This window comes from Lentzea sp. NPDC036955 (assembly GCF_055608005.1).
Genome location: NZ_JBVJRC010000002.1, coordinates 301704 through 321515, shown reverse-complemented (window position 1 = coordinate 321515; position 19812 = coordinate 301704). Strand labels below are relative to the sequence as shown.

The following is a 19812-nucleotide window of genomic DNA, read 5'->3' as shown; positions in this document are numbered from 1 at the left end:
GTGCGGCGAGCCGACCCGGTCTGATCATCGCAAACCGGTTCAAAATCAACTACCACCAGGTTTAGCCGCTGATCACACTCTCCTTCGCAGCACGTGCAAGCGCTCCCGCCAACCGGCGCGTCCTGGTCTGCACCGCGGGGCTGAGGTCGTGGTGCGCGGTGAGGACGACCTCGGTGGCGCCGGCTTCGACGTAGCGGCGCAGCCCCTCTGCGACGGTGTCCTCGTCGCCGAGCAGTGCCAGCTCCTCCGGTCGTTCGGTGCCGTTCAGCTCGAGAACGCGGCGGTAGGAGGCGAACTGCGGGTAGAACGACAGGCCGTCGGCCATGGTGCGGAGGTCCCGCCGGTCGGTGGTGACGGCGGCGGGGACGAGCGCCACGACGCGGGGAGCCGGCCTGCCCGCCGCTGCCGCGGCGGCGGTGACGGCGGGCACGATGTGCTCGGCGAGCACCTTGGGCCCCGCGAGGTACGGCACGGTCCCGTCGGCCAGCTCGCCGGTGACGCGCAGGGCCTGCGGTGCCATGGCGGCCACGAGCAACGGGGTCCGCGTCGCACCGGGGACGTGGGTCGGCAGCAGCGACCGCGCGGTGAGCAGCTCGCCCTCGTGCTGGGTGGGTTCGCCGCGCAGCAACGGGCCGAGTGCGGTCAGGAACTCGCGCAGCCGGGTCACCGGCCGTTCCCACGGCAACCCGAACGCCTGCTCGACGATCGGCGGCGCGCCCAGTGCGACCGCGAGGTGGAAGCGGCCGCGGGTGGCCGCCTGCGCGGTCTGGGCCTGGCTGCCCACCAGCAGCGGGTGCCGTGCGAACACCGGCACCGCGGAGACCCCGACGTCGATGCCCGGCACCTGCACGCCCACCAGCCCGGCCAGGCCGATGGCGTCGTAGTCGAGCCGCTGCCCCAGCCACACCGAGTCGGCGCCGAACCCGGCGGCCTCACGAGCCTCGTCCACGGCGGCCGCCACCAGGTCGTCCCCGCCCGTACCGGCCAACGTGACCCCGTACCGCAACGCTTGTGAAGTGATCGACATGCACCCATGTCACCCCCGGCGGCGGCCCGTGGCGCGCGATGCCCGTCAACCCGACCGGCGATGCCTGCGGGGCATCACCCTGGCCAGCAGCTTCCCGGTTCCGGGGCAGTGCTCCCTCGTCACGGCGAGGAACGCGGCCAGCGGCGGTGACCCGTCGGTGGAGCGGAACGCCATGGTGAGGTCGGGCAGCCGCAGCACCGGGTCGACCTCCACGACGACGGTCTCCGGCCGGGCCAGGCGCCGCGCGCTCGACGGCAGCAGCCCCACCCCCAGCCCGCAGGCGGCCAGGCCGATGACGGTGTGCACGTCCCGCGTCGCGGTGACCCCGCAGGAGGCGCCGAGCAGCGGTGCCAGCACCCGCGCCGCGGCGGGTTCGTCGGCGGCCGACGACGCGATGAGCGGCTGACCGCGCAGCTGCTCTGCGGAGACGGCGGGCAGCCCGGCGAACGGGTGGCCCCGGTGGCACACCAGCACGAGGTGGTCGCCGGCGACCGGCACGGAGGTCAGCAGCTCGGCGCCGTCCCCGGCCGGCGCACCGCGGCAGAACGCCAGGTCGACCTCACCCGCGCGCAACGCAGCCGCGCCCTGCGCCGTCGACAGCTCACGGCACTCCAGGCCCACTCCGGGGTGCACCGACCGGAACCGCGCCAGCAGCGAGGGCAGCAGCTCGACCAGCGCCTCCCCCACGAACCCGAGCCGCAGCGACCCGGTCTGGCCGCGGGCAGCCCGCCGCGCCTCGGTCGCCCCGGCCTCGACCTGCTCCAGCACCTGCCGGGCGTGCACGACGTAGACCTCGCCCGCGGCGGTCGGCACCACGCCGCGGGCGGTCCGTTCGAACAAAGCCGTGCCGAGCTCGCGTTCGACCGCGCCCACCTGCCGCGACAGCGAGGGCTGGGTCATCCCGAGCGCGTGCGCCGCGCGCCGGAAGTGGCGGTGCTCGGCGACCGCCACGACGTACCGCAGTTGTCGCAACTCCACACCGTCCAGCCAACCACCTCGATGCCCACGGGGCATCGGCTACGGGTAGTAGCCCTCCACCGGCACCTTCGCCTCGTCGTAGAGGTGCGGGCCGTCGTTCGGCACGGCGGCGAACCCGCCCGTCGTCTTCAGCCCGTTGAGCTGCTCTGTGGACAGCGCGAACACGACGTTCCCGATGCCCGAGCGGGCCAGCGCCCCCGCGCACATCCCGCACGGCTCGCAGGAGGTGTACATCGTGGTCCCGGCCGCCGTGTCCGCGTCGAGCGACCGCGCGGCCCACCTGGCCAGCTTGAGCTCGGGGTGCGCGGTGATGTCGTCGTCGGTCAGGCAGGTGTTGCGCTCCTCGGCGAGCACCGACCCGTCCGGGCCGACCAGCAGCGACCCGAACGGCGGGTTGCCGCCCGCCCGTGCCTCGGCCGCCAGTGCGAGCGCCCGCCGCAGATGCTCCTCGTTCACCGGAACTCCTTCCGTACCGCTGCCAGTGCGTGCCACGCGGCCTCGGGCCGCCGCGTCTCCTCGGGGTCGCCGATGAACGGGTCGAGGACCACCGCGTGCGCGCCGTCGGCCCGCAGCCTTTCCAGGTCCGCGACGACCTGCTCGACGGTGCCCTCCCCCAGCCGCCGTTCCGCCGGCGGGTCGTCGGTCAGCCGGAGCAGGACCCGCGGCGCCAGACCGGGCACCGGCCGGTCCTGCTCGGCAGCCGTCTTCTTCAACCGCGCCAACGACTCCTGCCACCCGTCCGGTGTCTGCCGCAGCGGGTGCCACGCGTCACCGAGCCGGACCACGCGGCGCAACGCCCCGTCGCTGTGCCCGCCCACCCAGATCGGGATGTGCCCCGCGCGGTAGCCGTCGTCCTCCCACGCCGTGCGCACGGCCGTGATCAGCTCGTCGGTGAGCTCGCCCCTGCGCCCGAACTCGACGCCCAGCGCCGCGAACTCCTGGCGCGCCCAGCCGATCCCGACGCCGAGCACGAGCCGCCCGCCGCTGAGGTCGGCGAGGTTCGCCGCCATCCGCGCGACCAGCAGCGGGTGCCGGTAGGGCGCGATGAGCACGGTCGTGCCGAGGGTGATCCGCTCGGTCACCCCGGCGAGCCAGGACAGGGTGGTGAACGGCTCGTAGAACGGCGCCGGGTACTGCTCGGCCACGTCCGGCGTCACCGCCACGTGGTCGGACACCATGAGCAGGTCGAAGCCCAGGCCCTCCACCGTCCGCGCCCAGTCGCGCAGCACGGCCGGGCTGGTGCCGGGGCCGAAGTTGGGGACGTTCACGCCGATCAACACGTGATCAAGGCTAGGCCGTCGGACCGAGTCCGCTGAAGGGGATCTTCACGGCATCTGCGCGGTCCGGCCGTGGATTTCCCGCTACATTCGCCGGATGACCGAGACGCTCGACGCGACCGACTGGGCGATCCTCGCCGAGCTGCAGCGCGACGGCCGCGTGCCGATCACCGAGCTCGGGCGCCGCGTCAGCCTCAGCGCCTCGGCCACGACCGAACGCGTGAAGCGGCTGGAGGGCGCCGGGGTCATCACCGGCTACCGGGCCACCGTCGACCTCGCCAGCACGGGCTACGGCGTGCTGGCCGTGGTGCGCCTGAAGTACCCCGGCAACCGGCACCAGCCGCTGCACCGGTTCCTCGCCGAGCGGCCGGAGGTGCTGGAGTGCCTGCGCACCACCGGCGAGGACTGCTACACCCTCAAGGTCGCCGCCACGTCGATGCCGCACCTGGAGCGGGTGGTCGACGAGCTGATGGCGTTCGGCAGCACCACCACCAGCATCGTCTACAGCCAGACCATGACCTACCGCGGTGTGAGCGCGCCACCCGCGGTGCCGTGACGAGTCCCGTTGCGGCACAACGGGAGCGGTCGGGTGTCAGAAGTGGTCGGTGCTCGTCAGCTCATGCTCGAAGGCGTCGGCGCGGGCGACCAGGAGGGTCAGCGGCCGGCCGAACTCCTCCTGCACGCTGAGGTGCTCCAGCGGGATCGTGTGCTTGAGCAGCGCCACCCCGTCCACCACGGCCGCGCCGCCGACGTCCACCCCGCCGGCCAGCTCGAGCAGCCGCCGCAGGTCGATCTCGTCCGCGCGGCCGACGGCGGAGGAGATCTCCAGCCACTGCGCGCCGTCGAGGTCGGGCAGGTGGTGCACCGTGACCTGCTGGGACCGGCCGTCCTCGGTGTCGAGGCGGAACCGCAGCCACGCGTCCTGCTCCTCCAGCACCTCGTAGCGCAGCCGCACGTAGCTGACGACCTCGGCCCACGACGTCATGTCCCCGAACCCCTCACACCTCGCTGATCCACCGACCGCCACCGTAGTGCCCGCGGAGGGCGGTCGTTGCGGATATGCGCGGATCTTCATCCCGCATGTCGCCGCGGCCGGGCCGCCGGTCCGGTGTTCGTGGATCATCGGTGGTGTACCCGTGCCGGGAAAGGGGTGGAAGGTGACCGAGTCCGTCCTCCAGCTGCTGCGCGACCGCAAGCGGCAAGGGAGCACACCGGGCAACCGCGCGGACGACGCACGCCTCGTGCTGCTGATCGAGGGCGGGAGCTCGCGCGGCGCGTACTCGAGCGGCATGACCGTCGCGATCGAACAGCTCGGGCTGCTGCCGGCGTTCGACGCGGTCTACGGCAGCTCGGCGGGCTCGTTGAACGGTGCGTGGCTGTTGTGCGGGCGTGCCGACAGCAGCAAACACGCCTGGTGGGACCCCGCGGTCATGCGGACGACCATCAACCCGATGCGCGCGCTGCGCCGGTTGCCCGTCGTGGACACCCAGCACCTCGTGCACACCATCTACACCCAGGTCGTGCCGATGGGCTTCCAGGACATCCTGGACAACCCCGTCGAGTTCCACCCGATGACCACCGACGCCCTCACCGGCGAGTCCACCGACCTGCACGAGCGGATCCACGACGTGCCGAGCCTGCAGGCCGCGCTGCGGGCCTCGACCGCGATGCCGCTGCTGGCCGGCCCGCCGGTGGTGATCGACGGCCGTCCGTACGTCGACGCCGGCATGAGCGAGATGGTCCCGGTGCGCACCGCGCTGGCCCAGAAGGCCACGCACCTGGTCGTCCTGCGCACGGTCCGCTCCGACGAGGTGCCGATGCCGCCGACCCGCAGCGAACGGCTGGTGCTGCGGCGCTGGTTCGCCCGCCACGCACCGGGTGTCGTCGAGACCTTCCTGCGCCGCAAGGACGACCGGCTCGTCGAGGAGGCCGTGCTCGCCTCCCACCCCGCGTGCCTGCAGATCCGCCCGCCGCTCGGCAGCCTGCGCGTCGGCCGCACCGAACGCCGCCCCGCCGTGCTCCGCGCCGTCGTCGACATCGGCACCCGTGCCGCGGCCGACGCACTGGCAGCGAGCGTCCTGGAGTCGCACTGACGCAGCGTCGCCGACCTGGCACGGCACGCAGCACTTCTGCGGACGGGAGTGCGCTCGGTGACCGGCCGATGGCCCTCTGTCCGCAGTGGACATTCGTTGCCCATGTGACACCGGAGGTTTCCTTGCACATATAGGTGAAGAATGTTTGCATTCGGCCCATGGACATGGGGACCTCCACTCTGATCACCGCGTACCTCGTCGCGTGCGTCGGCTCCGCACTCGGTCTCCTGTCCGCCGAACGCGCACGGACGGCGACCGGAGCGTCACGCAACGGGTGGCTGGCGATCGCCGCGGTGTCCATCGGCGGGCTCGGGATCTGGGGCATGCACTTCACCGCGATGCTCGGCACCTGGATGGGCGCGAAGGTCGCCTACGACATCCCCATCACCCTGGCGAGCATGGTGGTCGCCATCGTGGTCGTCGCCCTCGGCCTGCTCGTGGTCCGCCGCGGCGACAACACCCGGCTCTGGCCGTTCCTGGCGGGCGGCCTGATCACCGGCCTCGGCGTGGCCGGCATGCACTACACCGGCATGGCGGGCATCGTGATCGGCGCCGACGTCACCTACCACCCCGGCCTGGTGGTGCTCTCCGTCGTGATCGCCGTCGTGGCCGCGACAGCCGCCCTCTGGGCCACCGCCAACGTCCGCGGCTGGCTCGCCGTCGCCGGCGCCGCGCTGGTGATGGGCGTGGCGGTCACCGGCATGCACTACACCGGCATGCACGTCATGCTCACCCCGAACGCCCCGCTGGTCGTCGACAACTCGCCGGAGCTGATCACATCCCTGATCATCGGCGGTGCCGGTGTCAGCGTGGTCATCATCTTCCTGCTGGCCCTCACGTCCTCCGGTGACGAGGGCGGCGAGGACGCCGAGCTGCTCGACCGCGTGATGCGGCGCAACGAGTCGCACCAGTTCGGGCGCACCGACTCCGTGTCCTGACGTTCTTGCACGCCAAAAGGCGCGCACCTCGTGTTGAGTGCGCGCCCCTTGGTTCTCGCGGCTTCGTCAGTCCTTCTTGAAGGCGTCCTTGACCTTCTCCGCCGCCTGGCCGAGGTTGCCCTTCGCCTGGTCGACCTTGCCCTCGGTCTCCAGGCCGGGGTCGTCGGTCACGTCGCCGACGCCTTCCTTGACCTTGCCCTTGAGCTCGTCGGCCTTGTGGTCGATCTTGTCGTCGGTGCCCATGTGGTCCTCCCCGACAGCTGGGTTCCCTGCGTTGTCGTGACACCGGGGTGCCCACTGGGACGAACCTCAACCATCGCGGTGGTCACTCGGTCGCACTCCCAGCACCCGCTTGAACGCCACGCTCAACGCGAACGCGTCCGAATACCCCACCTTCCGCGCAACGGCACCCACGGTCTCCCCACCGCCCCGCAACAGGTCCGCCGCCAACGTGATCCGCCACCGCGTGAGGTAGCCCATCGGCGGCTCCCCGACGGAGGCGCTGAACCGCCGCGCGAACGCCGCCCGCGACACGCCCAGCTCCGCCGCCAGCGCCGCCACGGTCCACGACCGGGCCGGCGTGGCGTGCATCAACCGCAGCGCGTCGCCCACCACCGGCTCGTCCAGAGCACGGCACCACGCGGGAGGGTTCGCGGCCGGGTCGGCGAACCAGGTGCGCAGGGCGGACACGAGCAGCAGGTCCAGCATTCGGTCGAGCACCAGGTGATGGCCGGGGCGTCCGTCGGCGATCTCGGCGGCCATCGCCTCCGCGACAGCCGGCGGCGATCCGAAGGGCACCACGAGAACCGGCGGCAACGCGTGCAGCAGGCGTTCGCTCAGCTGACCCCGGCGTTCGAACGCGCCGCTGAGCAGCACGGCGGCGCTGTTGTCAGGGGTTCCGCAGGTGGCCGGTTCCGGGCCAGGTGGGCAGTAGTCGGCGGCGGTCACGTCGTGCGTCGGCGTGGCGGACGGTGTGGAGGCGACGGTGTGGGGCACGTCGCCGCGGACCAGGGCCACGGCGCCCGGTTCGAGCAGCACCGCGTCGGCGCCGTCGGGCACGATCCACGCCTCACCGCGCAGCACGACGGCCAGCGTCAGCGGGGCGCCGCTCGACATCCGCAGCGCCCACGGCGGGGTCAGGGCCGCCTGCCGGAACACAGCGCCACGCGCTCGCACGTCCGCCAGCAGCTGCGAGACGACATCCACGAGCCCCACCGTAGACGATCGAACATCCAGAAGAGTGCCAGAGCCATGGATCGTCTCACCGGACCGAGGTTGGCTGAGCCCATGACTGATCAAGTTCTCGTCACCGGTGCGACCGGCAAGACGGGCAGGCGCGTGGTGCGGCGGTTGCGGGCCCAGGGGATGCGGGTCCGCGCGGCGTCACGGCGCGGGGAGCACGTGTTCGACTGGACCGACCAGCAGACGTGGGACGCGGCGTTCGACGGGGTGAGCGCCGTCTACGTCGTGCAGGTCGACGGGACCAGGCTCGTGCGCCCGTTCGTGCGACGGGCGCAGGAGCTCGGTGTGCGCAGGGTCGTGCTGGCGTCCGGTCGCGGCATCGACGACCCGGACTACGCGACGGACAGCGGCGGGGTCCTCGACGGGTTGCTGGACAGCGAGGACGCGGTGCGCACCAGCGGTCTGGAGTGGACGATCACCCGGCCGGGCTGGTTCGCGCAGAACTTCAGCGAGGGGTTCTTCTCGGCCGCGGTCGAGGCCGGTGAGCTGCGGCTGCCCGCAGGTGAGGGTGCGGCGAGCTTCGTCGACGCCGAGGACATCGCCGCCGTGGTCGGCGCCGCGCTCACCGAGGACGGGCACGACGGGCAGGTCTACGAGCTGTCCGGGCCCGCGGTCGTGACGCTCGCCGAGGCGGTGGCCACGATCTCCGCTCACGCCGGTCGCGAGATCCGTTACGTGCCGTTGGACGTCGACGACCACATCGCCGAGCTCACCGCGCAGGGCTTCGCACCCGAGGACGCGCGGGCGTTCGCGGACATGGTCGAGCCGCTGCGCAACGGCACCGACGCGTACCTCTCCGACGGCGTGCAGCGGGCGCTCGGGCGGCCTGCGCGGACCTTCGCGGAGTTCGCCGCCGCGACCGAGTGGTGAGCGACGGCTGCGACACCGCAGGACCCTACGGCGGCAGGTAGCGGGCTGACGCCGGTCAGACGCGGGTGCCGGTGGCCGGAGGCTCGTCCCGGACCCGCTCCGGTGCGCTGCGCGGTGTCCACCGCAGGTGCACGGTGCGCTCCGGCGGGTCCGCCCGCAGCAGCGACAGCCGCGGGCGGACCGCGTCGGTGCGCGCCGACGGTGGTTTCCGGCTGCCGGCCTGGAACTGCACCGGCCAGTCGACGCGGTGGTCCTGCTCTGCGGCCGCGTGCAGCGTCCAGTGCGGGTCGTACAGGTGGGTGCGGCCGAGTGCGCACAGGTCGGCGCGACCGGCCAGCAGGATGGAGTTCACGTCGTCGTGGGACGCGATGGCGCCGACGGCGATGACGGCCGTGCCGGTGGCGGCGGCGGCCTCGTGGCGGATCCGGTCGGCGAGCGGGGTCTGGTAGGAGCGGCCGTACGCCGGGCGTTCGTCCGCGGTGACCTGGCCGGAGGAGACGTCGATCGCGTCCGCGCCGTGGGCGATGAAGGCGCGGGCGATCTCGACGGCGTCGTGTTCGGTGATGCCGCCGTCGGCCCAGTCGGTGGCGGAGATGCGCACGATCATCGGGCGCCCGGCCGGCCACACCGCGCGGACGGCGTCGAAGACCTCCAGCGGGTACCGCAACCGGTTCGCGAGCGAGCCGCCGTAGGCGTCGGTGCGCCGGTTCGCGAGCGGCGACAGGAACGACGACAGCAGGTAGCCGTGCGCGCAGTGCAGTTCGAGCAGGTCGAAACCCGCTTCGGCACCGCGCAGGGCGGCCTCGGTGAACGACTGGGTGAGCTCGTCCAGGTCGGCGCGGGTGAGCTCGCGCGGAACGGGTGAGGCGGGACCGTACGGCAGCGGCGAGGGCCCGACCGTCTCCCAGCCGCCCTCCGGCAACGGGTCGTCCATGCCCTCCCACATCAGCCGGGTCGAGCCCTTGCGGCCGGAATGGCCGAGCTGCAACCCGATGCGCGCGGTGCTGCGCGAGTGCACGAACGACACGATGCGCGCCCACGAGTCGCGTTGCTCGTCATTCCACAGACCGGTGCAGCCCGGCGTGATGCGGCCCTGCGGCGACACGCACACCATCTCGGTCATCACCAGGCCAGCGCCGCCCATCGCCTTGGAGCCCAGGTGCACGAGGTGGAAGTCGCCGGGCACGCCGTCGACAGCCGAGTACATGTCCATCGGTGAGACGACGACCCGGTTCTTCAGCTCCAGCCCGCCCAGCCGGAACGGCTGGAACATCGCCGGCGCGGTGGCCGGGAGGCCCTGGGCGGCGGCGAACGCGGCGTCCACGCGGTCGGCGAACTCCGGGTCGCGGGTGCGGAGGTTGTCGTGGGTGATGCGGCGCGAGCGGGTCAGCAGGTTGAAGCAGAACCGGGTCGGCTCCTGGCCGGTGTACATGCCGATGTTCTCGAACCACTCCAGCGACGCCTGCGCGGCGCGTTGGGTGGACTCCACGACGGGACGGCGTTCGGCCTCGTACGCGGCCAGCGCGGTCCCGACGTCCGGGTGCTCGTGCAGACAGGCGGCCAGCGCGAGGGAGTCCTCCATCGCGAGCTTGGTGCCGGAGCCGATCGAGAAGTGGGCGGTGTGCGCGGCGTCGCCGACGAGGACGAGGTTGCCGTCGTGCCAGCGCTCGTTGCGCACGGTCGCGAAGCTGAGCCACTTGGAGTTGTTGGCGAACACCTCGTGGCCGCCCAGCTCCTCGGCGAACAGCTCGCGGATCCGGTCGACGGCGCGGTCGTCGGACGCACCCGGCGCGAACTGCTCGCCGGTGTCGAACCCGGCGCGGCGCCAGACGTCCTCGTGCATCTCGACGATGAACGTGGAACCGCTGTCGGAGTAGGGATAGCCGTGCACCTGCATGGTGCCCCACTCGGTGTCCCTGATGAAGAACTGGAACGCCTCGAAGACGCGGTCGGTGCCGAGCCACATGTACCTGTTGCGCCGGTGGTCCACAGTGGAGCCGAAGACGTCCCCGGCGGTCTGGCGCACCAGCGAGTTCACCCCGTCCGCGCCGACGACCAGGTCGTGGTCCGCGCGCAGGAGCCGGACGTCGGGCGCGGGCGCCGAGAAGTGCACGGCCACCCCCAGGTCGTGGCACCGCCGCTGGAGCAGGCCGAGCAGCTCCTTGCGGCTCATCGCCGCGAACCCCTGACCTCCCACCGTGTGGCTCTCGCCCCGGTAGTGGATGTCGATGTCCGTCCAGCGCGCGAACCGGCTGGCCATCGCGCCGGCGAACTCCGGGTCGGCGTTCTCGATCCCGCCGAGCGTCTCGTCGGAGAACACCACGCCGAAGCCGAACGTGACGCCGGCCGCGTCGCGTTCCCACACGGTGACGTCGTGGGCGGGGTCGAGCTGCTTCATCAGCGCGGCGAAGTACAGCCCGCCGGGCCCACCACCGATGACAGCGATCCTCACGCCGGCACCTCCTGCTCGACGATCCTGCGGAGCGCGAACCGCTGGAGCTTGCCGCTCGCGTTGCGGGGCAACGAGGTGCGGAACCGGACCTCGCGCGGGTACTTGTACGGCGCGATCGTCCGCTTGACGTGGTCCTGGATCTCACGGGCCTTCGCCGCACCGGCCTCGACGCCCTCGCGCAGCACCACGAACGCACACACGATCGAGCCGCGTTCCTCGTCGGGCTTGGCGACGACGGCGGACTCCAGCACGTCCGGGTGGGTGTCGATGGCCTCCTCCACCTCGGGGCCGCCGATGTTGTAGCCGGAGGAGACGATCATGTGGTCGCTGCGGGCGTGGTAGTGGAAGTAGCCGTCCTCGTCGCGGTGGAAGACGTCGCCGGTGACGTTCCAGCCATCCACCACGTAGTCCTCCTGCCGCGGGTCGTCGAGGTAACGGCAGCCGACCGGGCCGATGACGCCCAGCCGGCCGGGTTCGCCGGGGCCGAGCTCCTCGCCGTCGAGTCCCAGGACGGTGGCGCGGTAGCCGGGCACGGGTCTGCCGGTGGAACCGGGGCGGATGTCGTCCCCGGCCGCGGAGATGAAGATGTGCAACAGCTCCGTGGCGCCGATGCCGTCGATCACGCGCAGCCCCAGCCGGTCCTGAAGCCGCTGCCAGGTCTCCAGCGGGATGTGCTCACCGGCCGACACCGCCACCCGCAGGCCCGCGAGCTTCTGCTCGGCGCCGTCGCGCAGGATCGCCTTGTACGCGGTCGGTGCCGTCGCGAGCACCGTGACGCCGTGCTCCGCGACGAGGTCCGCGACCTGCGGCGGTGTCGCGGTCTCGGTCAGCAGGGCGCAGGCACCGGCGCGCAACGGGAACACGACGAGCATGCCCAGGCCGAAGGTGAACGCGAACGGCGCCGTGCACGCCACGAGGTCGTCCGGCACCAGCCGCAGCACGTGCCGGCCGAAGGTGTTGTCGATGGAGAGCACGTCGCGGTGGAAGTGCGCGGTGATCTTGGGTGAGCCGGTGCTGCCCGAGGTCGGCGCCAGCAGGGCCACGTCGTCGGCGGCGGTGTCCACGGCGGTGAACTCCCCCGGCTTGCGCTCGGCGCGGGCCGCGAGGTCGTCGTGGGTCACCACGGTCAGCCCCGGCAGGGCCCGCACGTCCGCGGCGAACCGGGGATCGGTCAGCGCGATCGACGGACGCGTCCGCTCGACGACCGGCGTGAGCTCACGGGTGCGCAACGCGGCCATGGTGGTGACCACGACACCGCCCGCCTTGAGCACCCCGAGCCACGCGGCCACCGTCCACGGGTTGTTCGGCGACCGCAGCAGGACCCGTTGCCCGGCAACGAGGTCCAGGTCGTCGACGAGCACGTGGGCGACCTGGTTCGCACGGGTCCGCAGCTCGCCGTAGGACCACACCTCGCCCGCCGGGGTGCGCAGCGCCGGGCGGCCGGGCCCGAACCGCGCGGCGGCGACGTCGACCAGCTCCGCGGCGGCGTTGAGCCGGTCGGGGTAGGCCAGCTCGGGCGTCGTGAACTCGATGGTCGGCCACAGCGCCGGCGGCGGGAGGTGATCGCGGGCGAAGGTGTCCATGGCGGGTCCTTCCGGCGGCGGCGGGGTCAAGCGGCGCGGATCATGCCCTCCTGGGCGACGGTGGCGAGGTGCCTGCGGTCGCGGGTGAAGAAGCGGCCGGAGCCCAGGCCGCGGCCGTCGTCGGCGGCGACGGCCTCCTGGACGTAGAGCAGCCAGTCGTCGACCGGGCCGGTGCGGTGGAACCACATGGCGTGGTCGAGGCTCGCGGTGACCAGTCCCGGCCGGGCCCACGGCAGGTCGAGCACCCGCAGGACGGGCTCCAGGATGGTGTAGTCGCACATGTAGGCCAGTGCGGCGACATCGCGCTGGGCGTCGGTGAGCCCCTCGACCGGGCGCAGCGGGTCGAACGGCTTGAGCCACACGGCCTGGTGCGGCACCCGGTCGCCCTCGACGGCGAGGTAGACGGGGCCGGGCACGTGCCGCATGTCGAAGCTGCGGCCGACCGACCAGTAGTGCTTCGACTCCTCGGTCATGGTGCCGCCGGCGCGGTCCGCGAGGTAGGCCGCCGAGCTGGGCAGCTCCTCGGGGCCGGGCAGGTCGTCGGTGAGCCCGGCCGTGAACGTGCCGCCCGTCTCCCCCGCGGCGAAGTTCGCGAGGCACGCGTAGAGCGGCTTGCCGTTCTGGTAGCCGCGGACCTGCCGGGTGCTGTAGCCCCGGCCGTCGCGCAGCAGCTCCACCTCGTAGCGCACCTCGGCACCGATGTCGGCCGGGCGCAGGAAGTAGCTGTGCATCGAGTGCAGCACCTTGCCGTCGGTCACCGACCGCACGGCCGCGGCCACCGCCGCCGCCACCAGGTCGCCGCCGTAGGCCTTGGGCCACGGGCAGGGCTGCGTGACGGCGGTGAACGCCAGGTCGAAGTGCTCCGGCTCGGCCCGCTCCAGCGTGATCGCCGAGGTGAAGAACGCGGAGGTGCCCGCGGTCATCGGGTCAGCCAGTCGCGCAGGTCCTCGTCGGGCACGTCGTCGAGGTTGACGACGATGTTCTCCGGGGTCCGCGTCGTCATCCACGTCAGCGGGGTGTTGCGGGAGAGGTTGCACTCGATGTGCGGCATGAACGGCGGCACGAAGACCCAGTCGCCCTCCTCCATGTCGACGTAGTCCTCGAACCTGTCGCCGAAGTAGATCCGCGCCCGGCCCGACAGCACGTACCCGCCGGTCTCGGCCTCGCCGTGGTGGTGGGTGACCGAGCGGTAGCCAGGCTCGTTGGTGACCTTGCCGAACCACAGCCGGGTGGCCGGGGTGTGCTGGATGCTCACGCCGGAGATGCGGATCGCGCCGCCGGAGTTCGCGGTGTCCGGGTTCTCGCTGCCGCCCCGCGTCACCACCGGCGCGACCAGGCCGCTGGGCAGTCGGTACGTCGAGTTGTCGCCTTCGAGCTGGTACCTGCTCAGGTCGGGCTCCATATATCGCATTCTTCACCGCCGTCAGATATTGTCAATACGCATGAGGCCTCTAGCGGTGAACCCCGCCAAGCTCCCCCGGCCGAGCGGCTACTCCCACGGAACCCTGGCGGGCACGACGCTGCACCTGGGTGGGCAGACGGCCACCGACGCCGGGATGAAGATCGTGCCGGGCGGCATCGTCGCGCAGTTCCGCCAGGCGTTCGGCAACGTGCTGACCACCCTCCGCGCCGCGGGCGGCGTGCCGGAGGACCTGGTCAGCATCACGATCTACCTCACCGACGTCCCCGACTACCAGGCCAACGGCAAGGAGATCGGCGCGGTGTGGCGCGAGCTCGCCGGCCCGGTCTACCCCGCCATGGCCGGCATCGGCTGCACCGCGCTGTGGCAACCGGAGGCCATGATCGAGATCCTCGGTGTCGCGGTGATCCCCGAAGACCGCCTGGTCACGCCGATTCAGAAATAGCGTTTCCATGATCAGCGAAATGGAGGCGCGATAGTGAAGCTCGCATCAGTGACCGTGGACGGTGTCCGCAGGGCCGGTCTCGTCGACGAGACCGAGCGGTCGATCACGCTGCTGGCCACCGCGGTCGACGACGTCGTGCGCGGGGCACCACCGGGTGAGCGCGGGGAGGTCTTGCCGCTGTCCGAGGTGCGGCTGGAGTCGCCGCTGCACCGCTTCAACCGCGACGTCCTGTGCACCGGCTGGAACTACCTCGACCACTTCCTGGAGTCGCGGGGCAGGCGGGAGGGGCAGGACCCGGTCGCGGTGCCCGAGCGGCCGACGTTCTTCACCAAGGGCCCGGACACGGTGATCGGCCCCACCGACCCGATCGCCTACGACCCGGCGTTGTCGGTGCAGTGGGACTACGAGGCCGAGATCGCGCTGGTCATCGGCCGCGACGGCCGGAACATCCCGGAGGAGAAGGCCCTCGACCACGTCTTCGGCTTCCTCGTCGCCAACGACGTCTCCCAGCGCGACCTGCAACGCGCGCACGGCGGCCAGTGGCTCAAGGGCAAGAGCATCGACCGCACGATGCCTCTCGGCCCGTGGGTGACGACGACCGACTCCGTGGACCTCACGGCCATGCAGGTGCAGTGCGAGGTCAACGGGCAGCTGCTGCAGAACGCCTCCAGCGCGCAGATGGCGTTCTCGTTCGCGCGGATCATCGCCGAGCTGAGTCGCGGCATGACCCTGCGCGCAGGGGACGTGGTCCTCACCGGCACCCCCAGCGGCATCGGCAGCGCCCGTGACCCGCAGCTCTTCCTGTGCGACGGCGACCTGGTGGTGACACGTGCGAGCGGTCTCGGCGAGCTGCGCAACACTGTCACCCTCACGGATCTCAGCCGGGAAGGAGAGGGCGCTGAACCTCGCGGTGAACAGTGACGCGGACGTGGCACCCGCCGGTCGTGACCGGCTCGGCCCGCTCATCGTCACGATCTTCGGCCTCTACGCGCGCGGCGAGGACAACTGGCTGTCCGTCGCGTCGGTCGTGCAGCTCATGGCGGACCTCGGCGTGGAGGGCCAGGCCGCGCGGTCGTCGATCTCCCGGCTGAAGCGCCGCGGCGTGGTCCGCAGCGACCGCCGCGACGGCGCCGCCGGCTACGCCTTGGCCGAACCGACCCTGGAGGCGCTCGCCGAGGGCGACGCCCGGATCTTCGAACGCAGGCGCGCCACCACCGACGACGGCTGGCTGGTGGTGGTGTTCTCCGTGCCGGAGTCCGAACGCGACAAGCGCCACGCGCTGCGCACCAGCCTGACCCAGCTGGGTTTCGGCACCGCCTCGCCGGGCGTGTGGGTGGCGCCGGGCAACCTCGCCGTGGAGACCCGCAGGACCCTGGAGCGCCGTGGCCTGTCCGAGTACGTGGACATCTTCGCGGGCCGGCACTTCGCGTTCGGCGACCTGCGCTCGAAGGTGCGGTCGTGGTGGGACCTCGACGAGCTGGCCGACCTGTACGCCGACTTCGTGCGGCGCCACCGGCCCGTGCTCGACACACCGCCGGCCGGAGCCCTGGGGGCGTTCCGGACCTACGTGCCGATGCTGACCCAGTGGCGCCGCCTGCCCTACAGCGATCCCGGCCTTCCCCTGGCCCTGTTGCCGCCGGGGTGGAACGGCGTGACCGCGGAGGCGTTGTTCGAGCAGCTGAACACCACGCTGAGCGCACCGGCGCGGGAGCACGCACTGGCCGTGCTCCACGCGCGCGGCTGATGTCCGCTCCGGTGCTGCTCCTCAGCGGCGGTTCTGGTCGTCGCGCTCGACGTCGACGCGTTCCTTGCGCACCTCACCGCTGACCTGCCGCTGCTCGGTGACGGCGTCCTTCTCCAGCCGCACCCGCTCCACGGCCTCGGCGCGCTTCTGCACCACCGGCTCCTCGCGGTGCAGCGTCACCTCGGCCGCCTCCTCCTCGAACGCGTCCTTCACGGGGCCGTCCACCGGCTCCCGCACCACGCGCACCTCCTCGTGCGACACGGGCACGGTGACGTTGCGCTGCTCGGTGACGACGTGCTTGACCAGCCGCACCCGTCCCGCCTCGACCTGCCGCTTGCCGACCTCGAGGTGCTCCTCGGACCGCGTGACGGACATGCCGTCGCCCTCGCGGCCGCTCCTCGTGCGGCTGTCGTTCGTGCCGCTGTCCCTCATGCCGCTGTCGCGCGTGCCGCGGGTCTCGTGGCTGAGCCGGTCGTGCTCCCCGGTCTTGGCGCTCGGGATCATGCCGTAGTACCGGTAGAGCTCCTCCTGCTGGGCGTCGGACATCTTGTCACCGTCGACGTCGATCTTCGGCGCCTCCTTGACCAGTTCCTTGTCCACCGGCACCGTGATCGCGCCCGCGCTGACCCGCGCCTGCTGGATCGGCACGAAGCTCTCGCGCAGCCCGAACAGTCCGGTGTGGACCTGGGCCCAGGTCGGCTGGCCGTCCTCGTCGTCGAGCCACAACTGCTTCACCGAGCCGATCCGCTCGCCCTTGTTGTCGATGACGTCGCAGTCGTACAGGGCCTCGAGCTGGGTCCGATCGATCATCGTTCTTCCTCTCGCGTCGCTGGCGTCTCTGTGATCGCGAGGTACCCCGCCACCGGTGGCAGGTCCCGGGATACCGCCCATCCAGTGACACCTCTTCCCCCGAAGGTGGTTCACGTTGCCGGAGCGTGACGACGTGCAGACGGGCGGGTCAGCGGGTACCCCCGCTGCCATGACGACCTACACGCACACCGCCGAAGCCGACATCCCCGCCGACACCCTGTTCAGCTTCCTCGCCGACCCCACGAACCTCCCCCGCTACTTCCCGCAGATGACCGCGGCGGAGCCCGAGGGCGGCGAGCAGGTCCACGTCGAGGCCGAGGTGCACGGCCACCACGTCGAGGGCGAGGCGTGGGTGCGGCCCGACACCGAGCAGCGGCGGCTGGAATGGGGTGCCGAGGGCCCCGACGACTACCACGGCGAGCTGCACGTCGAGGAGGTCGCGCCGGGGAGGTCGCGCATCACCGTCAGCCTGCACAGCGTGCGGGAGGCGAAGGGCGACGAGGTGCAGCGCGGGCTCGAGGAGACCGTTGCCGTGCTCACCCAGACCGCGGCCGCCGATGACCGCTCGACCGGCTGACGGCCCGGCCCGGGTAACCCCTCCGAACGCCACGACCGCACCGGCGCCAGGCACCGCACCACCGAGAACTCGCCCCTGGCACCATCTCCGGGTGCTCACCGACGCCGAGTCCCGATCGATCGTCCTGCGCAGGTACTGGCAGCACCTCATCGAGTTCGCGCTGCTGGTGGTGGCCGGCCTGCTGGGCATGGTGCTCGGCCTGCTGCTGGCGATGGCGCTCATCAAGCTCGGCGCACCCGGAGAGGTGTTCTTCGTGCTGCCGACGGGCGTGCTCGTGACGGTGTCGCTGCTGGGCGTGCTGTGGGTGGAGATCTGGTACCCGCACCGGCACGGCGGCGCAACCCCGGCCATGCGGTGGCTGGGGTTGCGGATCACAACGCTGCGCGGCGGGCAGCCGTCGCTGCGGGACTACCTGGTGCGGTGGGTGCTGATGGCCGTGGACGGGATGTTCTTCGGCCTGGTCGGGGCGGTGCTGATCGCCGTGACGCCGCGGCACCAGCGGCTCGGCGACGTGGTGGCCGGGACCGTGGTGGTGCGGGCGGTCACCTGAGCAGGCCGGTGCGCCAGGCCCAGATCGCGATCTCGGTGCGGTTGCGGGCGCCGAGCTTGGCCTGCACGTTGGTGAGGTGCGACTTCACCGTCGACAGCGAGACGCTGAGGCGGTCGGCGATCTCGGCGTTGGTCCAGCCGCGGGCCACGGCGAGCACCACGTCGAGTTCGCGGCCGGTCAGCGGGGTCGGAGGTTGCTCGCGGCCGCCGGTGCCGGTGAAGTGGGCGAGCAGCCGGACCGTCACGGCGGGCGAGACCAGGGCCTCTCCCCTGACGGCCGCGTGCACGGCTTCCACCAGCAGCCGAGGGCGGGCGTCCTTCAGCAGGAAGCCGCAGGCACCGGCGAGCAGGGCGGCGTGGACGTTCTCGTCGAGGTCGTAGGTCGTGACCACCAGGACGCGCAACGGGTCCTCGACGCCGGGACCGGCCAGCAGCTCGGTCGCCCGCAGGCCGTCGAGCTTGGGCATGCGGATGTCCATCAGCGTCACGTCCGGGCGCAGCTGCCGGGCCATCCGCACGGCCGCCTCGCCGTCGGCGGCCTCGCTGATCACCTTGATGCCCGGTTCGGCGTCGAGGACCAGCCGGAAACCGGTGCGCACCAACGTCTGGTCGTCGGCGATGAGCACGCGGATGGTCATCAGACCCCCCTCGGCAGGGTGTCGAACGCGAGCGGCACCCGTGCGGTGACCACCCAGCGGTCACTCCCCCGTGGACCCGCGACCAGCTCCCCGCCCAGCGCGGCCACCCGTTCTCCCATCCCGAGCACACCGTGCCCGCCGTCCGCTGCTTCCCCGGTCACGCCGTTGTTCTCGACCTCCAGCACCAGCTCGTCCCCGTCGGACCTGGCCGTGACGCGCACCTCGGTGGCGGTCGCGTGCCGGCGCGCGTTCGTCAGCGCCTCCAGCAACACCCGGTGCAGCGCCACGGAAACCTGTGCCGGCACGAGCAGCGCCTCCACGTCGGTGGCCACGTGCACCGCCGCGTCCGTGCCCGCCGCCGCCCGCACCACGTCGCCCAGCACGAGGCTCGGCGACGGCAGCGGATCGTCGCTGCGCAGCACGCCGACCAGGCCGCGGGTGGCGGTCAGCGCTTCGGCGGCGGCGTGCTCGATCTCGTCGAACACCTCGACGGGATGCTGGGCCAGCGCCTGAGCGGCGCGGGTGCGCACCACGATCCCGGTCACGTGGTGCGCGACGAGGTCGTGCAGGTCCCGCGCGAGCTGCAGGCGGTCCTCGGTGCGGATGCGCTCCAGCTCCCGCCGGTGCCGGGCGTCCGCGTCCCGCAGGATCAGGCCGAGCGCGAGCGCCGCTCCCCACGCCAGCGCGGCGGCCACCGGGAACAGCGCCGCCGGGTAGTCCAGGCCGTAGCGCACGCTCGGTGCGAGCACCACTGTGGCACCGGCGACGACGGCGAGCGCGGCGGCCCGCCACACCGGCAGCCGCCGGCACCCCGCCGCCGCGACCAGCAGCACCGCCAGCACCTCGGTCACCACCGGTTGCAGCGGAGCCCGCGGTGCCAGGCCCGCGACCGCGGTGCCGAGCAGCGACAGCCCCACCACCGCGCCCGCGAGCAGCTCGACCCTGCGCGGGAACCGGCGCCGCAGCACGGCGAGGACGGCCGTGGCCGAGCCCGCGTACGGCAGCACCACCGTGAGCAGCGACCCGGTGATCCCACGCGGAACGGCGTCCGCCTGCACCACCAGCACCGCGTCCACGGCCTGCGCCGCGAGCAGCGCGCCGACCTCCGCCACGAACACGCTCCGCCGTGCCGTCGGTACGCCTGCGGTCATACCGGCATTCTGGCCCCG

Annotated in this window: 23 protein-coding genes; 9 read left to right on the top strand and 14 right to left on the bottom strand. The window is 72.3% G+C overall.

The genetic code is table 11. The features are described from left to right. Positions 1-61: 61 nt before the first annotated feature. From ACZ7CF_RS06580 to ACZ7CF_RS06565, 4 genes are read right to left on the bottom strand one after another with little or no spacing between them, the layout of a single operon-like run. Positions 62-1027, bottom strand: coding sequence for a TIGR03564 family F420-dependent LLM class oxidoreductase (locus tag ACZ7CF_RS06580; protein ID WP_470369052.1), 966 nt, complete (start codon positions 1025-1027; stop codon positions 62-64). 45 nt (positions 1028-1072) lie between these two features. After that, complete coding sequence (locus tag ACZ7CF_RS06575; protein ID WP_360384196.1) at positions 1073-2005, bottom strand: LysR family transcriptional regulator; 933 nt, start codon at positions 2003-2005, stop codon at positions 1073-1075. Between the two features lie 39 nt (positions 2006-2044). Continuing rightward, positions 2045-2461: a nucleoside deaminase gene (locus ACZ7CF_RS06570; protein WP_458432539.1), complete on the bottom strand. Its 417-nt coding sequence runs from the start codon at positions 2459-2461 to the stop codon at positions 2045-2047. Next, entirely contained in the window at positions 2458-3285 is an 828-nt protein-coding gene (locus ACZ7CF_RS06565; protein WP_458432540.1) for an LLM class flavin-dependent oxidoreductase, read from the bottom strand. The genes ACZ7CF_RS06570 and ACZ7CF_RS06565 overlap by 4 nt, the downstream gene beginning before the upstream one ends. A gap of 94 nt (positions 3286-3379) precedes the next feature. On the opposite strand from ACZ7CF_RS06565, the gene ACZ7CF_RS06560 reads away from it, so the two are divergent. Then, positions 3380-3838: an Lrp/AsnC family transcriptional regulator gene (locus ACZ7CF_RS06560; RefSeq protein WP_458432541.1), complete on the top strand. Its 459-nt coding sequence runs from the start codon at positions 3380-3382 to the stop codon at positions 3836-3838. A 36-nt stretch (positions 3839-3874) separates the two neighbouring features. Here ACZ7CF_RS06560 and ACZ7CF_RS06555 read toward each other — a convergent pair whose 3' ends face one another. After that, entirely contained in the window at positions 3875-4267 is a 393-nt protein-coding gene (locus ACZ7CF_RS06555) for a hypothetical protein (RefSeq protein WP_360384204.1), read from the bottom strand. Between the two features lie 172 nt (positions 4268-4439). Here ACZ7CF_RS06555 and ACZ7CF_RS06550 point away from each other — a divergent pair, with 172 nt between their 5' ends. Continuing rightward, complete coding sequence (locus ACZ7CF_RS06550; protein WP_360384206.1) at positions 4440-5375, top strand: patatin-like phospholipase family protein; 936 nt, start codon at positions 4440-4442, stop codon at positions 5373-5375. A gap of 158 nt (positions 5376-5533) precedes the next feature. Beyond that, positions 5534-6313 carry an MHYT domain-containing protein gene (locus tag ACZ7CF_RS06545; RefSeq protein WP_470369051.1) on the top strand — a complete coding sequence of 260 codons (780 nt, stop codon included), beginning with the start codon at positions 5534-5536 and terminating at the stop codon, positions 6311-6313. A gap of 66 nt (positions 6314-6379) precedes the next feature. On the opposite strand, the gene ACZ7CF_RS06540 is transcribed toward ACZ7CF_RS06545, so the two are convergent. Continuing rightward, positions 6380-6556: a CsbD family protein gene (locus ACZ7CF_RS06540; protein WP_360384210.1), complete on the bottom strand. Its 177-nt coding sequence runs from the start codon at positions 6554-6556 to the stop codon at positions 6380-6382. Positions 6557-6622: 66 nt separating this feature from the next. After that, entirely contained in the window at positions 6623-7519 is an 897-nt protein-coding gene (locus tag ACZ7CF_RS06535) for an AraC family transcriptional regulator (RefSeq protein ID WP_470369050.1), read from the bottom strand. Positions 7520-7600: 81 nt separating this feature from the next. On the opposite strand from ACZ7CF_RS06535, the gene ACZ7CF_RS06530 reads away from it, so the two are divergent. Next, the gene (locus ACZ7CF_RS06530) at positions 7601-8425 is read left to right on the top strand and encodes an NAD(P)H-binding protein (RefSeq protein WP_360384216.1); all 825 of its coding nucleotides are present in this window, start codon (positions 7601-7603) and stop codon (positions 8423-8425) included. Between the two features lie 55 nt (positions 8426-8480). Here the strand turns inward: ACZ7CF_RS06530 and ACZ7CF_RS06525 are convergent, their stop codons facing one another. Genes ACZ7CF_RS06525 through ACZ7CF_RS06510 form a run of 4 tightly spaced genes read right to left on the bottom strand, consistent with a single transcriptional unit; the run spans position 8481 to position 13862 of the window. After that, positions 8481-10877, bottom strand: coding sequence for a bifunctional salicylyl-CoA 5-hydroxylase/oxidoreductase (locus ACZ7CF_RS06525; RefSeq protein WP_470369049.1), 2397 nt, complete (start codon positions 10875-10877; stop codon positions 8481-8483). Next, positions 10874-12460, bottom strand: a complete 1587-nt coding sequence (locus ACZ7CF_RS06520; RefSeq protein WP_470369048.1) for an AMP-binding protein — start codon at positions 12458-12460, stop codon at positions 10874-10876. Before ACZ7CF_RS06520 ends, ACZ7CF_RS06525 begins: the two co-directional genes overlap by 4 nt. Positions 12461-12486: 26 nt before the next feature. Continuing rightward, positions 12487-13383 (bottom strand): acyl-CoA thioesterase, encoded by an 897-nt coding sequence (locus tag ACZ7CF_RS06515; RefSeq protein WP_470369047.1) that lies wholly within the window; start codon positions 13381-13383, stop codon positions 12487-12489. Beyond that, entirely contained in the window at positions 13380-13862 is a 483-nt protein-coding gene (locus ACZ7CF_RS06510) for a cupin domain-containing protein (protein ID WP_360384224.1), read from the bottom strand. Before ACZ7CF_RS06510 ends, ACZ7CF_RS06515 begins: the two co-directional genes overlap by 4 nt. A 40-nt stretch (positions 13863-13902) precedes the next feature. On the opposite strand from ACZ7CF_RS06510, the gene ACZ7CF_RS06505 reads away from it, so the two are divergent. From ACZ7CF_RS06505 to ACZ7CF_RS06495, 3 genes are read left to right on the top strand one after another with little or no spacing between them, the layout of a single operon-like run. Beyond that, positions 13903-14325 (top strand): RidA family protein, encoded by a 423-nt coding sequence (locus ACZ7CF_RS06505; RefSeq protein ID WP_470369046.1) that lies wholly within the window; start codon positions 13903-13905, stop codon positions 14323-14325. 33 nt (positions 14326-14358) lie between these two features. Further along, positions 14359-15246 (top strand): fumarylacetoacetate hydrolase family protein, encoded by an 888-nt coding sequence (locus ACZ7CF_RS06500; RefSeq protein WP_470369045.1) that lies wholly within the window; start codon positions 14359-14361, stop codon positions 15244-15246. Then, positions 15236-16069, top strand: coding sequence for a PaaX family transcriptional regulator (locus ACZ7CF_RS06495; RefSeq protein WP_470369044.1), 834 nt, complete (start codon positions 15236-15238; stop codon positions 16067-16069). The genes ACZ7CF_RS06500 and ACZ7CF_RS06495 overlap by 11 nt, the downstream gene beginning before the upstream one ends. 21 nt (positions 16070-16090) lie before the next feature. Here the strand turns inward: ACZ7CF_RS06495 and ACZ7CF_RS06490 are convergent, their stop codons facing one another. After that, positions 16091-16879 (bottom strand): PRC and DUF2382 domain-containing protein, encoded by a 789-nt coding sequence (locus ACZ7CF_RS06490; RefSeq protein WP_360384232.1) that lies wholly within the window; start codon positions 16877-16879, stop codon positions 16091-16093. A gap of 169 nt (positions 16880-17048) precedes the next feature. Between ACZ7CF_RS06490 and ACZ7CF_RS06485 the strand changes: the two genes are divergently transcribed. Together ACZ7CF_RS06485 and ACZ7CF_RS06480 are read left to right on the top strand one after the other, a co-directional pair. After that, entirely contained in the window at positions 17049-17456 is a 408-nt protein-coding gene (locus tag ACZ7CF_RS06485) for an SRPBCC family protein (protein ID WP_360384234.1), read from the top strand. 91 nt (positions 17457-17547) lie between these two features. Beyond that, on the top strand, positions 17548-18006 hold the full coding sequence (locus tag ACZ7CF_RS06480; protein ID WP_360384236.1) for an RDD family protein: 459 nt from the start codon (positions 17548-17550) through the stop codon (positions 18004-18006). Here the strand turns inward: ACZ7CF_RS06480 and ACZ7CF_RS06475 are convergent. Next, the gene (locus tag ACZ7CF_RS06475; RefSeq protein WP_360384238.1) at positions 17999-18643 is read right to left on the bottom strand and encodes a response regulator transcription factor; all 645 of its coding nucleotides are present in this window, start codon (positions 18641-18643) and stop codon (positions 17999-18001) included. The genes ACZ7CF_RS06480 and ACZ7CF_RS06475 overlap by 8 nt on opposite strands. Next, complete coding sequence (locus tag ACZ7CF_RS06470; RefSeq protein WP_470369043.1) at positions 18643-19794, bottom strand: sensor histidine kinase; 1152 nt, start codon at positions 19792-19794, stop codon at positions 18643-18645. Before ACZ7CF_RS06470 ends, ACZ7CF_RS06475 begins: the two co-directional genes overlap by 1 nt. Between the last annotated feature and the right edge of the window lie 18 nt (positions 19795-19812).